We start from the raw sequence: 13,229 nt of genomic DNA, 5'->3' as shown, positions 1-13,229 counted from the left end.
GACCGACACCCGATCCCGCCCCGGCCGGCCGCCGCGCCTCCGACGCCTACGCCCGGCGGATGTCCGCCGCCCTCGCCGCCATGGGCGTGCTCCACTTCGTCCGACCCGAACCCTTCGACGGGCTGATCCCGCCGTTCCTGCCCGGCTCGGCCCGCGCGTGGACCCACGGCTCCGGCGTGGCCGAGCTGGCCGTGGCGGGTCTGCTGGCCGTTCCGCGCACCCGACGCGCGGGCGGACGCGCCGCGCAGGCGCTCTTCCTCGGCGTGTGGCCCGGCAATGCGTGGATGGCCTGGCAGTGGCGACGCCGGCCCTGGCCGGCGCAACTGGTCTCCCTCGGGCGGCTGCCCCTGCAGGTCCCCCTGATCCGCGCGGCCGGCCGGGTGGCGCGCAGCTGACCCCCGCCGCCCCGCGCCCCCGACGACGCCGGCCCCGCACCTTCGCGCTGAAGGTGTGGGGCCGGTCTCGTGCGAGCCGGGAGGGCTCAGTCGAACTGCGGATCCGTGGTGCGGGCCCGCTTGATCTCGTAGAAGTACGGGAAGTCGGCCAGGGCGACGGCGCCGTCGAAGATGCGGCCCGCCTCCTCGCCGCGCGGGATGCGGGTCATCACGGGACCGAAGAAGGCCGTGCCGTTGAACGCCACGACGGGCGTGCCGACGTCGTTGCCCACGAGGTCCTCCGCCTCCTTCTGGCTGGCGCGCAGCTGCTCGTCGGCCACGTCGGTGCGGGCGGCGTCCAGGATGTCCGCGTCGTGGCCGAGCTCCTCGAGGGCCTCGGCCACCACGGCCTCGTAGTCCGTGCGGCCCTGCTCGTGGATGCGGGTGCCGACCGCGGTGTACCACGGGCCGAGCGCCTCGGCACCGTGCCGCTCGCGCACCTGCACGGCGGCGCGGGCCGGCAGCCAGGCCTTCTCGAGGCGGGCCAGGTAGTCGGGGTCCAGGTCGCGGCCCTCGTTCAGGACGGCGAGCGACATGATCTTGAAGACCACCCGCACGTCGCGCACCTTCTGGACCTCCAGGATCCACCGGGAGGTGATCCAGGCGAACGGGCACGTGGCGTCGAAGTAGAAGTCGACGGTGGGCTGCTGCGTGGTGTCGGTCATGCTGTGCTCCTTGCGGTCAGGGAGCCGTCTCGGCTCCGGTCGGTCCTGCTGGGCGACGGCGGTCAGGCGCTCCGGCCGCGTCGACGTCGTTCCACCTCGGCCGGGATGAGCGTGGGCTCGGCCTCGCCGCGCACCACGTCCCCGGAGATGACGACCGTGCCCACATCCGAACGGGAGGGCAGCTCGAACATCACGGGCTTGAGGACGTTCTCCATGATGGAGCGCAGGCCGCGGGCGCCGGTGCCGCGGGCCTCGGCCTGGGCGACGACGGCGTCCAGGGCGTCCTGCTCGAACTCGAGCTCCACGCCGTCCATGAGGAACATCTTCTGGTACTGCTTGAGCAGGGCGTTCCTCGGTTCGGTCAGCACCCGCACGAGCTGTTCGTGCGTGAGGTCCTCGACAGTGGTGATCACGGGCAGGCGGCCGATGAACTCGGGGATGAGGCCGAACTTCAGCAGGTCCTCCGGCCGCACGTCCGCGTAGGTGACGTCCCCCGCGCCCAGGTGGTTCAGGGGCGCGCCGAACCCGATGCCCTTGCGTCCGGCACGGGAACCGATGATCTCGTCCAGGCCCGCGAACGCGCCCGCCACGATGAACAGCACGTTGGACGTGTCGATCTGCAGGAACTCCTGGTGGGGGTGCTTGCGCCCGCCCTGCGGCGGCACCGACGCCACCGTGCCCTCGAGGATCTTCAGCAGGGCCTGCTGCACCCCCTCGCCGGAGACGTCCCGGGTGATGGAGGGGTTCTCGGACTTCCGCGAGATCTTGTCGATCTCGTCGATGTAGATGATGCCCTGCTCGGCCTTCTTCACGTCGTAGTCCGCGGCCTGGATGAGCTTGAGGAGGATGTTCTCCACGTCCTCGCCCACATAGCCGGCCTCGGTGAGGCTGGTGGCGTCCGCGACCGCGAACGGGACGTTGAGCCGCCGGGCGAGGGTCTGCGCGAGATACGTCTTGCCGGAGCCGGTGGGGCCGACCATGAGGATGTTCGACTTGCCGACCTCGACGTCCGCGAGGTCGTCCCGCTCGGTGAGGCGGTCGGCCAGGTCACCGCCCCGCGCCTGCGGCCCACGCACGCGCTTGTAGTGGTTGTACACGGCGACGGCGAGGGAACGCTTGGCCGCATCCTGACCGATCACGAAGCTCTCGAGGTGGTCGAAGATCTCCTGCGGGGTGGGCAGGACGGTCTCGTCCGCCTCCGCCGCCTCGCCGAGCTCCTCCTCGATGATCTCGTTGCACAGCTCGATGCACTCGTCGCAGATGTAGACACCCGGGCCGGCGATGAGCTTGCGCACCTGCTTCTGGCTCTTCCCGCAGAACGAGCATTTCAGCAGGTCAGCGCTCTCTCCGATACGCGCCATGGTGGTACTCCTCGAAGGCCGGGCGGAGACGTCCGCCCCGCGCGGGCGTCGTCGCTGTCAGATTCCGTCCAGCATACGGCCGTGGACGGACACGTTAAGGGACCGGGTCCCCGGTCGGCGCCGAGGGGCCCGGCCGCGCGGCCGGACCCCTCGGCGGGCGTCGTCGGTCAGGCAGACGGGCGGGTGATCTTGCGGGAGGCGAGGACCTCGTCCACGAGGCCGTACTCGAGGGCCTGCTCGGCCGAGAGGAACTTGTCCCGGTCGATGTCCTGCGAGACCTCCTCGGGCGTGCGGTTGGTGAGGGAGGCCAGCGTCTCCTCCATCCACACGCGCATCCGGTTGATCTCCTGGGCGTGGATCTGCAGGTCCGTGGCGGTGCCGCGGTCGCCCTGCATCGCCGGCTGGTGGATCAGCACGCGCGCGTTGGGCAGCGCCAGACGCTTGCCGGGGGCGCCCGCGGCCAGCAGCACGGCCGCGGCGGAGGCGGCCTGGCCCAGGCACACGGTCTGCACCTCGGGGCGGATGAACTGCATGGTGTCGTAGATCGCCGTCATGGCCGTGAACGAGCCGCCCGGCGAGTTGATGTACAGGGTGATGTCACGCTCGGAGTCCATCGCCTCGAGCACGAGCAGCTGGGCCATCACGTCGTCGGCCGACGCGTCGTCCACCTGCGCGCCGAGGAAGACGATGCGGTCCTCGAAGAGCTTGGCGTAGGGGTCCTGACGCTTGAAACCGTAGGGGGTGCGCTCCTCGAACTGCGGGAGGATGTAGCGCGCGTCCGGCGTGGGCAGGGAGGGCATCCCGGTGGGGAGCCCGGCGGGGAACTGGGTCATTCTTGGTCTCCTGGAGAGGGTCGGGACGGTCCGGGCAGGGCTCAGCCCCGGACGCCGCCGCCGCCGGTCACGGACGCGGCACGGTCGGCGATGTGGTCGATGAAGCCGTACTCGAGGGCCTCCTGCGCGGTGAACCACTTGTCACGCGCGTTGTCCTCGAGGATGGTCTCCACGGACTGGCCGGTCTGCTCGGCGGTCAGCTCCGCCATCACCTGCTTCATGTGCAGGATCAGCTGGGCCTGGATGCGGATGTCCGACTCGGTGCCGCCGATGCCGCCGGAGGGCTGGTGCATCAGCACGCGGGCGTGGGGGGTGGCGTAGCGCTTGCCCTTGGTGCCGGAGGCGAGCAGGAACTGGCCCATGGACGCGGCGAGGCCGGTGGCCACCGTCACGACGTCGTTGGGGATGTACTGCATCGTGTCGTAGATCGCCATGCCCGCGGTGACGGAGCCGCCCGGGGAGTTGATGTACAGGTAGATGTCCTTCTCCGGGTCCTCGGCCGAGAGCAGGAGCAGCTGGGAGCAGATCGCGTTGGCGTTGTCGTCACGGACGTCCTCGCCCAGCCAGACGATGCGCGACTTCAGCAGCTGGGTGTAGAGGAAATCCTCGCGCTGCGCCGGGTCCACCGAACGCATGCTGGGGGTGATGTCGGTCATCACTTCCGCCTTCCTGTCGAGATGTCCACGGGCCTCCCGAACGGCGGCCGCTCGCGCGGACGGACGGGTCCCTGATCGAGTCCGACACTAGCCGGGCGTCCGGGCCAGCGCGCGGGACGCCGTCGGCGTTTCGCTGTTGGCGCAGGTTGTCGCGGGCCCTGCCCGAGGCCGCCCACCGGGGCCCGGGACGACGACGGCGCCCCCGCCGGCGTGGGCGGGGGCGCCGTCGTCGCGGCTCGGCGGGGGTGCGCCCCCACCGGCCGGGATCAGGCCTGCTCGGCCGCCTCGGCGTCGTCGGCCTCGGTCGCCTCGGCCTCGGCGTCGAGGGCCTCCTGGCCGCCCGGGGTCACGAACGCCGTGAGGTCCACGGCCTTGCCGTCGGTGTCGGTGACCTCGGCGTACTCGAGGACCTTGGCCAGGGCCTTGCGACGGCGGACCTCGCCCATGATCATCGGGATCTGCCCGCCCTGGTCGAGCATCATGGCGAACTGGTTCGGGTCCATGCCGTACTCGGAGGAGGTGGCGATGATGTACTCGATCAGCTCACCCTGGTCGACCGTGACCTCCTCGGCCTCGGCGACCTCGTCCAGGATGACCTCGTTGGCGAACGCCTCGCGGGTGTTCTGCTCGAGCTCGGCACGGTGCTCGGCGGTGTCGTGGTCGTCGCCCGCGGTGTGGCCGCCGGCCGAGAAGTGCTGCTCGACCTGCTCGGCGATGACGCCGTCCGGCACCGGGACCTCGACGAGCTTGGCCAGCTCCTCGAGGACCTTGTCGCGGGCCTCGACGCCCTGGCGGTTCACGGCCTCCTCGGCGGCCTGCTTCTTCAGGTCCTCCTTGAGCTCGGCGATGGTGTCGAACTCGGAGGCCAGCTGGGCGAACTCGTCGTCGGCCTCGGGCAGCTCGCGCTCCTTGACGGCCGTCAGCTCCAGCTTGACCACGGCGGTCTCGCCGTCGTGCTCGCCGCCGTTGAGCGTGGTCTCGAAGGTGGCGTCCTCGCCGGCGGACAGGCCGTCGAGGGCCTCGTCGATGCCCTCGAGCATGGTGCCGGCGCCCACCTGGTAGGACAGGCCCTCGGCCTGGTCGACCTGCTCGCCGTCGACCGTGGCGGTCAGGTTCATCGTGACGAAGTCGTCCTGCGCGGCCGGGCGGTCCACGTCCTTGAGGGAACCGAAGCGCGAGCGCAGGGCGTCGAGGGCCTTCTGCTCGTCCTCCTCGGTGGCCTGGGCGGGCTCCACCGTCACCTTGAGGCCCTTGTAATCGGGCAGCTCGATGGTCGGGCGCACGTCGAACTCTGCGGTGAAGGCCACCGGGCCCTCGGCGTTCTCCGCGTCCGGGGTGGCGGTCACGTCGACCTCGGGGCGGGAGATCGGGGTGAGCTCGGCCTCGGCGATGGCGGCGGAGAACCAGGTGTTCAGGCCCTCGTTGACGGCCTGGTCCACGACGATCTCGCGGCCGAAGCGCTGCTCGATCAGACGCGCCGGGATCTTGCCCTTGCGGAAGCCCGGGATCTGCACCTGGTTGGCGATGTCCTTGAACGCCTTGTCCAGGGCGGGCTTCACCTCCTCGAACGGCACCTCGACGGTCAGCTTGACGCGGGTCGGGCTGAGGTTCTCTGCGGTGGACTTGACCACGGATGACTCCTGTTGGTGGTGGTGGATGGTCTTGACGTCGAGTCGGGGTGACAGGATTTGAACCTGCGGCCTCACGCTCCCAAAGCGCGCGCTCTACCAAGCTGAGCTACACCCCGCCGTCGTCCCCGACGCCGGCGGGCTCACGCGGTGGAGGCTCGCCGGGCACCCGAGGGACTGCCCGAGGGCAGACTGTGGAATCCTAGCGCGCCGTCTCGCGCCCCGCGAAAAGCCGCGATCGCCGGCCCGTGAAGCCGTCCATCGTGGCGTTGACCCCGAGGACGTCCATCGCGCGGTCGAAGACGGGCGCCGGCAGGGCGCGCAGGGGCGCGATCAGGCCGACGGCGCGCGGCAGCAGCAGGCGGGTGCGGCCGGCCTCGACGGCGTCCAGCACCTCCTGCGCCACGTGGTGCGGATCCAGCACGGGCAGCAGCCAGGGCACCCGGCTGCGCACGCCCGCGAACATCCCGGTGTCGATGTAGAAGGGGCAGACGGCCAGGGAGGTGACGCGGCTGCCGTCCTTGCGCAGCTCCGCGGCGAGGGACTCGGCGAACCCGACCGCGGCGTGCTTGGTGGCGGAATAGTCCGTCTGGCGTGCGACGCCGACCAACCCCGCGGCCGAGGCCACCGTGACCACGGCCCCGCGGTCCCGGGCCCGCATTCCGGGCAGGACCGCCCGGGTCAGCCAGTACGGCGCGAGCGCGTTCACCTCGAAGGTGCGGCGGATGCCCTCCTCCGTGGCGTCCTCGAGGCGCGCTCCCGTCACGACGCCCGCGTTGTTCACGGCGACGTCCACCTCTCCGGCGCGGGCGGCGGCGGCCTCGACGGCGGCCGCGTCCGTCACGTTCACGCGCTCGGCCCGGGCGTCGGCGCCCTGAGACCGGATCTCGGCGGCGACGGCCTCCGCCCCCTGCAGGTCGAGGTCCCAGACGACGACGCGGTCCGCGCCGCGGCGGGCGGCCCCCAGGGCGATCAGTCGACCGATGCCGGACGCGCCGCCCGTCACGAGGACGGTGGTGCCGCGCAGGGACAGGGGACGACGGCCGGCGAGGGCGGCGGCGGTTCTGCGGAGGGCGGGACGAAAGCCGTGCATCATGCCTCTTCCCCCACGGCCGACGCGGGCCCGCCGTGATACGGTGTCAGCCGCTGGTCCGCGCCGAGCGCGGCCCCGCGGGGATGTAGCTCAATGGTAGAGCCCCAGTCTTCCAAACTGGCTACGCGGGTTCGATTCCCGTCATCCCCTCCGGATCCCATGAGCCGGGCCGTCGTGTGCGCACGACGGCCCGGCTCATGACGTTCTCGGGTGCGTCGTCGTCCGCGTCGGTTCCTTGACCGCTGTGCCCGGTCGGGCCTGCTACAGGCCCCTCAGCTCTGACAGGTGAGGCAGCGGTAGAGCTTCCGGGCCGCCATCTCCTCCACCACGATCGTCTCGCGCCCGCACACGAGGCAGGCCAGGCCCTGCCGCTGGTACACGTAGTTCGCGTGCTCGGGCCAGGCCGATTCGGCAGGGATCCCCGGCCGGTGCTCGGGCCGCGTGGTGACGATCCGCCCGAGCCGCACGCCCTCCCGCATGAGCGCGGCGTTGTCCGCCCAGAGGGACGCGAGGTCCGCCGGGGCGACCTCCCGGGCCGGCCGCCACGGGTCGATGCCGACCCGGAGCAGCGCCTCGGCCCGGAAGATGTTGCCGATCCCGCTGACGGCCGCCTGGTCCATCAGCACGACGCCGATCGGCCGCCGCGTGCGCCGGGCGGCGGCATAGAACGGCGCGGGATCGTCGTCGTTGAGCGGATCCGGGCCGAGACCGGCGACGACGTCGGCAGCCTCGGCCGGGGTGAGTGCGCGGCACCGGCTCGCGCCGATCAGGTCGGCCCAGCCGTGCTCGGCGCGCAGTCGCAGCCGGACCGTGGAGGCCGGCGGCGGGGGCTGGACCCAGCCGTCGGCGTCGCGGGCGGGCTCGGCGGCCGGGGCGCCGTCGTCGTGGACCTCCCGCTCGCCGATCCGGCGGGGTGCACCGATCGAGGACGCGGCCGCGAAGTCCTGATCCCCGCCGAAGGTCCACGCCCCGTACATGCCCAGGTGGACGTGGAGCACGTGGCCGCCGGAGACGTCGGCGAAGAAATGCTTGCCGTGGGCCCGGGCGCGCTCGAGGACCTGGCCGTCGAGCAGGGCGGCCCCCTCGGCGAAGCGGCCCTGCGGACTCGTGGCGCGGATCCGGCGGCCGCCGAAGACGTCGGTGAACTGGCGCGCGAGACGGTGGACGGAGTGACCCTCAGGCACTCACATCAGCACCTCTCCGGTGGTCTCGTACTGGGCGATCTTCCCGATGCGGCGCACGTGGCGCTCGTCCTGGGAGAACGGTTCGGTCAGGAAGGCCTCGATGAGCTCGGTGGCCTCCTCGAGCGAGTGCTGCCGACCGCCGACGGCCACGACGTTCGCGTCGTTGTGCTGGCGGGCCAGCCGCGCCGTGTCCAGGTTCCAGGCCAGGGCGGCGCGGACGCCGACCACCTTGTTGGCGGCGATCTGCTCGCCGTTGCCGGAGCCGCCCAGCACGATGCCGAGCGAGTCGAGTCCCTGCTCGCGGTCGGCGACGACGGCGCGGGCGGCGTTGATGCAGAAGCCCGGGTAGTCGTCCTGCGCGTCGTACTCGGTGGGTCCGTGGTCCACCATCTCGTAGCCGGCGGCGGTGAGGTGCTCCACCAGGTGGGCGGACAGCTCCATGCCGGCGTGGTCGGTGGCGATGTGGACGCGCATGCGCAGACTCCTTAGGGGCGGTGGCTCGGGGTCCCCGCCAGTCTAGTGAGGGGCGGGGCATCCAGAGGCCGACGACGACGTCCGGGCCAGGTGGCACACTGGGGAGCACCGTGCCGTGGCCCCCATCACAGGTCCCGGCCGTGCCGCATCCGCCCGACCCCAGGAGGAGTCCGACCGTGACCACCGCCGCCGCCATGAACATCACCCGCGAAGAGGCCGCCGCGCGCGCGGCCGCCCTCACCGTGGACGCGTACGAGGTGAGCCTGGACCTCACCCGCGGCGCAGAGCACTTCCACACGGCCACCACCGTGACGTTCGCGGCCACGCAGGACGCGGTGGGCACCCACACGTGGATCGACTTCGTGGCCGGGCAGGCTCCCACGGTGACCCTCAACGGCGAGGCGCTGGACGTGGCGGACTTCGACGGCGCCCGACTGCGGATCGGCCCGCTGGCGGCGCAGAACAACCTCGTGGTCGACGGGCTCGGGGACTACAGCAACACCGGCGAGGGCCTGCACCGGTTCGTGGACCCCGTGGACCAGGAGGTCTATCTCTACACCCAGTTCGAGGTGCCCGATTCCCGCCGCATGTTCGCGGTGTTCGAGCAGCCCGACCTCAAGGCCGCGTTCCGCTTCACCGTGACCGCGCCGGCACACTGGGCTGTGGTGTCCAACCAGCCGGAGGACTCCCGCCGCACCCTCGGCGTCGTGGCGAACGAGGAGAACCTGCAGGGCGTGGACGCCGCGGTCTGGGAGTTCACCCCCACCCCGCGCATCTCCTCCTACATCACCGCGCTCGTCGCCGGCCCGTACGCCTCCGTGCATTCGGAGCTGACCAGCGCGGACGGCCGCACGATCCCCCTCGGCGTCTACTGCCGCGCGTCACTGGTGGAGCACCTGGACGCGGAGAACGTCTTCGAGCTCACCCGCCAGGGCTTCGAGTTCTTCGAGGCCCAGTACGGCCACGCCTACCCGTTCGAGAAGTACGACCAGCTGTTCGTGCCCGAGTTCAACGCCGGCGCGATGGAGAACGCCGGCTGTGTGACCTTCCTCGAGTCGTACGTCTTCCGCGGGACCGTGCCGGAAGCGCTGATCGAGCGCCGCGCCATCACCATCCTCCACGAGCTGGCCCACATGTGGTTCGGCGACCTCGTGACCATGCGCTGGTGGAACGACCTGTGGCTCAACGAGTCCTTCGCCGAGTTCATGTCCACGCTCGCCGCCGCCGAGAACACGCAGTACACCAGCGCCTGGACCACCTTCTCTTCCATGGAGAAGAACTGGGCCTACCGCCAGGATCAGCTCTCGTCCACGCACCCCATCAAGGCCCGGATCCGCGACCTCGACGATGTGCTCGTCAACTTCGACGGCATCACCTACGCCAAGGGCGCCTCCGTGCTGCGCCAGCTCGTGGCCTGGGTGGGCCAGGAGAACTTCATGGCCGGCGTCCGCGCGTACATCGCCCAGCACGCGTGGGGCAACACCGAGCTGCCGGACCTCATGTCCGAGCTCGAGGCGGCTTCCGGCCGCGACCTGTCCGAGTGGACCCGCGTGTGGCTCGAGACCTCGGGCGTGAACACGCTGCGCACGGAGGTGGAGACGGATGAGGCCGGCACCATCACCGCGCTGCGCCTGCGCCAGAGCGCCCCGGACGGCTCGCCGTCGGCGCCTGGCGACGACGTGCTCCGCCCCCACCGCCTCGCCGTGGGCTTCTACGACGTGGACGAGGCCACCGGCCGCCTGACCCGCACCGAGCGCTTCGAACTCGACGTGGCCGGTGAGGTGACTGAGGTCGCCGAGGCCGCCGGCCGCCGTCGTCCCGCCGTGATTCTGCCCAACGACGACGACCTGGCCTACGCCAAGCTGCGCCTCGACGACGCCTCGTGGGAGGCCGCGTCCACCCGTCTGAAGGATGTGGACGGCTCCCTGGCGCGCACGCTGCTGTGGGGGGCGGCCTGGGACACCGTGCGCGACGGCGAGGCCTCCGCCGCCTGGTTCGTCGACCTCGTCCTCGCCAACGTCGGCCACGAGCGGGACTCCTCCGTGGTGCAGACGCTGCTGCGCCAGCTCGCGACGGCGATCGGCCTGTACCTGCCCGAGGACCAGGCCGAGACCGTGCGGGTCGCGGCGGCCGACCGTCTGTGGGGCCTCGTCGCGGAGGCCGAGGACGGCTCGGACAACCAGCTGCAGTTCGTCAAGGCGTTCGCCCTGCACGCCCGCACCACGGTGCAGCTGGACCGCCTGGCCGCCCTCGTGGACGGCACCCGCACCGTGCCCGGGCTGGACCTCACCACGGACCTGCGCTGGGAGCTGCTCACCGCGCTGGTGGCGGCCGGCCGTGCCGGGGAGGCCGAGATCGCCGAGGCCGAGCGCGCCGACGCGACCGCCACGGGCGCGCTCGCCGCCATCCAGGCCCGGGCCGCCGTGCCGACGGCCGAGGCCAAGCGCGCGGCCTGGGACCGGGTGATGGCCGGCGAGCTGTCCAACACGGAGCAGCGCCAGGCCCTGATCGGGTTCGCCCGGGTCCACGACGCCGCGCTGATCGCGCCCTTCGCGGACGCCTACTTCGAGGGCGTCGAGGCGATGTGGGACTCCCGTTCTCACGAGATGGCCGAGACCGCCGCGACGCTGGGCTACCCGACCGCCCAGGTCACCCCGGAGATCGCCGACCGCGCCACCGACCTGTCCGAGCGGCTGGCCGACACCCGCGCGGGGCTGTCCCGCGTCCTCGCCGAGGGCCGGGACGAGACGGTCCGCGCCCTGGCCGCGCGCGAGCACGCGACGGCGCACGTGCATCAGGTCCACGCCGGGGCCTGAGCCGCGCGGCGGCGGCAGCCGCGGCTGACGCCTCTGCTGGCGCTTCCGGGGGCGGTGCCGGTGGGCATTCCACGCAAGATGCCCTCCAGCACCACCCCCGCCGCCGCCGTCGAGGCGCAGGCTGGCTAGGCTGGAACCCATGAAGCACACCTTCTCCCTGCGCACCGAGTGGACGGGCGATCGCGGCTCGGGCACCTCCGGCGTCCGCGACTACGACCGCTCCGTGGTGATCCAGGACGCCGCCGTCGGCGAGATCCAGGCCTCGGCCGCCCGCCCCTTCCGCGGCGACGACTCGAAGTGGAACCCGGAGACCCTCCTGCTCGGCGCGCTCGCCGAGTGCCACGTGCTCTCGTACCTCCATGTCGCGGCGACCTCCGGGGTCGTGGTCACGGGGATGACGTGCGGGGTCGAGGGCGAGCTCGAGGTGAACGGCGACGGCGCCGGGCGGTTCATCGCGATCACGCTGCGGCCCGAGGTCACGCTGCAGGACGAGGCCGACCGGGAGCGGGCCGAGGCCCTCCACGCCGAGGCGCACCGGCTGTGCTTCATCGCGAACTCGCTCTCGGCCCCGGTCACCGTCGAGCCGGTCCGCCCCGAGGCCCTGCCCACCGGCACGCCGACGCTGCCGGACCACTCCGCGCGCCTGGGCGCCCCCCTGGCGGTGCTGCGGCCGCGCGTCGCCAAGGGTCCGTCCCGGGTGACGGGCCTGGCGGAGCGGCCCACCGAGGTCGAGCCGGTGATGCAGGAGGGCACCCCCGCCCCGGTGGAGCAGGTGCGCGCCCGCGACGCCGCGGCGGGTCCGGCCGGTGCGACCCCGGGGACCCCGGCCCCGGCCGCGCCCGGTCAGGCCACCAGCTTCTACGAGGCCGTCGGCGGCCGCCCGACGTTCGACCGGTTGACCGCCGAGTTCTACGCCCGCGTGCGCGAGGACGAGGTCCTCGCCCCGATGTATCCGCAGGACGACTTCGAGGGCGCCCAGCGCCGGCTGCTCATGTTCCTGGAGCAGTACTGGGGCGGACCGCGGACGTACTCCGAGGAGCGCGGCCACCCCCGCCTGCGCATGCGCCACGCCCCGTACCGGATCGATCCGGCCGCGCGCGACGCATGGCTGCGGCACATGCGCGCCGCCGTCGACACGCTGGAGCTGTCACCGCTGCACGAGGCCGAACTCTGGGATTACCTGGAGCGGGCCGCCCACTCCCTGCAGAACTCGGCCTGACCGGCCCGCGGTCCGCGCCCTGCCACGGGGGCGCGGGCTCACACCGCCATGGCGGGGCGGCCCAGCACGAAGCCGCCGGGGGTGTCCAGGCGCGTCCACGGCCCCGCCGTGCTGAGCCGGGCGCGGCCGCCGGGCCGCAGGAAGCCCAGCGCGTGCGCGCCGAAGGCCATGCCGGCCGGGAACTGCAGCGCCTCGCCCCCGAGCAGGGGCCCCCACATCTGCGCCCGGACCCTGCGGACCAGCGCCTCCCCGGGGTTCTCGGGCAGGGCGTCCCGCACGGCGTCGGCGCCGCGCGTGGCCACCTCGGCCAGCTCCTCGTCGGCGACCTCGGCCACGGGCGTCCAGCCGCCGCGGGGCGGGGTCAGCGCGGTCCAGGTGACGTGCTCGCGGCCCGGCGGCACGGCGAACGCCAGGTCGACGGGGTCCTGGCCGCGCATCCGGGCGGTCCGCTCGGTGATGGAGCCCAGGGCGACGACGGCGTCCAGGTCCGCCACGCCGTCGGCGGTCGCCAGGGGCACGGTGCGCAGCCCCAGGACGACGGGCACCCCGTCTCCGAGCCCGGCCGGCTGCAGCACGGAGACCCACTGGGCGAGCATCGGGGTGCGGGAGCGCCCCGCCTCAGGCACGACGTGCAGGCGCATCCCCGTGTCGGCGACGCGACGGGCGCGGGTGGCCAGCTGCTCGAGGTCCCGCACAGCGCGGTCGTCGACGAAGCGGAGGACTGGTGCGGCGGCGGAGTGCTCGGTCATGCAAGCATTGTCCCAGGTCCGTCGCGTCCCGGGCCGCCCCGCCGTCGCGGGGTCCATCCACGTCGAAGGAGCCGTTCGTGCCGCAGCGCCATCCCCGTCCCCGCCCCGGTCGCGCAC

Annotated in this window: 12 protein-coding genes, 2 tRNA genes and 1 pseudogene; 5 read left to right on the top strand and 10 right to left on the bottom strand. The window is 72.6% G+C overall.

The window, feature by feature from the left end; genetic code table 11:
* Nucleotides 1-59: 59 nt before the first annotated feature.
* Nucleotides 60-395 (top strand): hypothetical protein, encoded by a 336-nt coding sequence (locus J1M41_RS01705; RefSeq protein ID WP_095346890.1) that lies wholly within the window; start codon nt 60-62, stop codon nt 393-395.
* 86 nt (nt 396-481) lie between these two features.
* Here J1M41_RS01705 and J1M41_RS01700 read toward each other — a convergent pair whose 3' ends face one another.
* From J1M41_RS01700 to J1M41_RS01670, 7 genes are all read right to left on the bottom strand, one after another.
* A complete protein-coding gene (locus J1M41_RS01700; RefSeq protein WP_036316880.1) occupies nt 482-1,099 on the bottom strand; it encodes a DsbA family protein in 618 nt (205 codons plus the stop codon).
* 62 nt (nt 1,100-1,161) lie between these two features.
* Nucleotides 1,162-2,460: an ATP-dependent Clp protease ATP-binding subunit ClpX gene (clpX, locus tag J1M41_RS01695; RefSeq protein WP_206451010.1), complete on the bottom strand. Its 1,299-nt coding sequence runs from the start codon at nt 2,458-2,460 to the stop codon at nt 1,162-1,164.
* A gap of 167 nt (nt 2,461-2,627) precedes the next feature.
* Nucleotides 2,628-3,293: an ATP-dependent Clp protease proteolytic subunit gene (locus tag J1M41_RS01690; protein WP_041104792.1), complete on the bottom strand. Its 666-nt coding sequence runs from the start codon at nt 3,291-3,293 to the stop codon at nt 2,628-2,630.
* 41 nt (nt 3,294-3,334) lie between these two features.
* A complete protein-coding gene (locus J1M41_RS01685) occupies nt 3,335-3,952 on the bottom strand; it encodes a ClpP family protease (RefSeq protein WP_036316875.1) in 618 nt (205 codons plus the stop codon).
* Between the two features lie 263 nt (nt 3,953-4,215).
* Nucleotides 4,216-5,580 carry a trigger factor gene (gene tig / locus J1M41_RS01680; RefSeq protein ID WP_206451009.1) on the bottom strand — a complete coding sequence of 455 codons (1,365 nt, stop codon included), beginning with the start codon at nt 5,578-5,580 and terminating at the stop codon, nt 4,216-4,218.
* 42 nt (nt 5,581-5,622) lie between these two features.
* Nucleotides 5,623-5,696, bottom strand: a tRNA-Pro gene (locus tag J1M41_RS01675).
* 83 nt (nt 5,697-5,779) lie between these two features.
* Nucleotides 5,780-6,673 carry an SDR family oxidoreductase gene (locus J1M41_RS01670; RefSeq protein WP_206451008.1) on the bottom strand — a complete coding sequence of 298 codons (894 nt, stop codon included), beginning with the start codon at nt 6,671-6,673 and terminating at the stop codon, nt 5,780-5,782.
* A 76-nt stretch (nt 6,674-6,749) separates the two neighbouring features.
* Between J1M41_RS01670 and J1M41_RS01665 the strand changes: the two genes are divergently transcribed.
* Nucleotides 6,750-6,820 (top strand) — tRNA-Gly (locus tag J1M41_RS01665).
* A 122-nt stretch (nt 6,821-6,942) separates the two neighbouring features.
* Here the strand turns inward: J1M41_RS01665 and J1M41_RS01660 are convergent.
* Together J1M41_RS01660 and J1M41_RS01655 are read right to left on the bottom strand one after the other, a co-directional pair.
* Nucleotides 6,943-7,854, bottom strand: a complete 912-nt coding sequence (locus J1M41_RS01660; RefSeq protein WP_206451007.1) for a DNA glycosylase — start codon at nt 7,852-7,854, stop codon at nt 6,943-6,945.
* Complete coding sequence (locus J1M41_RS01655) at nt 7,855-8,328, bottom strand: ribose-5-phosphate isomerase (RefSeq protein ID WP_073115473.1); 474 nt, start codon at nt 8,326-8,328, stop codon at nt 7,855-7,857.
* A gap of 176 nt (nt 8,329-8,504) precedes the next feature.
* Here J1M41_RS01655 and pepN point away from each other — a divergent pair, with 176 nt between their 5' ends.
* From pepN to J1M41_RS01640, 3 genes and pseudogenes are all read left to right on the top strand, one after another.
* A complete protein-coding gene (gene pepN, locus J1M41_RS01650) occupies nt 8,505-11,144 on the top strand; it encodes an aminopeptidase N (protein ID WP_206451006.1) in 2,640 nt (879 codons plus the stop codon).
* Nucleotides 11,145-11,283: 139 nt separating this feature from the next.
* Nucleotides 11,284-11,715: pseudogene (locus J1M41_RS01645) on the top strand (OsmC family protein); the annotation flags it as partial.
* 324 nt (nt 11,716-12,039) lie between these two features.
* Entirely contained in the window at nt 12,040-12,363 is a 324-nt protein-coding gene (locus J1M41_RS01640) for a globin (RefSeq protein WP_241247621.1), read from the top strand.
* Nucleotides 12,364-12,401: 38 nt separating this feature from the next.
* Here the strand turns inward: J1M41_RS01640 and J1M41_RS01635 are convergent, their stop codons facing one another.
* Nucleotides 12,402-13,112, bottom strand: coding sequence for a hypothetical protein (locus tag J1M41_RS01635; protein WP_192593200.1), 711 nt, complete (start codon nt 13,110-13,112; stop codon nt 12,402-12,404).
* Nucleotides 13,113-13,229 lie beyond the last annotated feature (117 nt).

The sequence above is a fragment of the Micrococcus sp. KRD096 genome, from assembly GCF_017168495.1.
Taxonomy (GTDB): Bacteria; Actinomycetota; Actinomycetes; order Actinomycetales; family Micrococcaceae; genus Micrococcus; species Micrococcus luteus.
The sequence above is the reverse complement of the archived record's forward strand: the minus strand, read 5'-3'. Positions and strand labels throughout refer to the sequence as shown.

Coding starts and splice junctions, on each gene's coding strand:
- J1M41_RS01705 (WP_095346890.1), top strand. CDS start 60: ATGTCCGCCGCCCTCGCCGCCATGGGCGTGCTCCACTTCGTCCGACCC.
- J1M41_RS01635 (WP_192593200.1), bottom strand. CDS start 13,112: ATGACCGAGCACTCCGCCGCCGCACCAGTCCTCCGCTTCGTCGACGAC.
- J1M41_RS01655 (WP_073115473.1), bottom strand. CDS start 8,328: ATGCGCGTCCACATCGCCACCGACCACGCCGGCATGGAGCTGTCCGCC.
- J1M41_RS01700 (WP_036316880.1), bottom strand. CDS start 1,099: ATGACCGACACCACGCAGCAGCCCACCGTCGACTTCTACTTCGACGCC.
- clpX (WP_206451010.1), bottom strand. CDS start 2,460: ATGGCGCGTATCGGAGAGAGCGCTGACCTGCTGAAATGCTCGTTCTGC.
- J1M41_RS01690 (WP_041104792.1), bottom strand. CDS start 3,293: ATGACCCAGTTCCCCGCCGGGCTCCCCACCGGGATGCCCTCCCTGCCC.
- J1M41_RS01670 (WP_206451008.1), bottom strand. CDS start 6,673: ATGATGCACGGCTTTCGTCCCGCCCTCCGCAGAACCGCCGCCGCCCTC.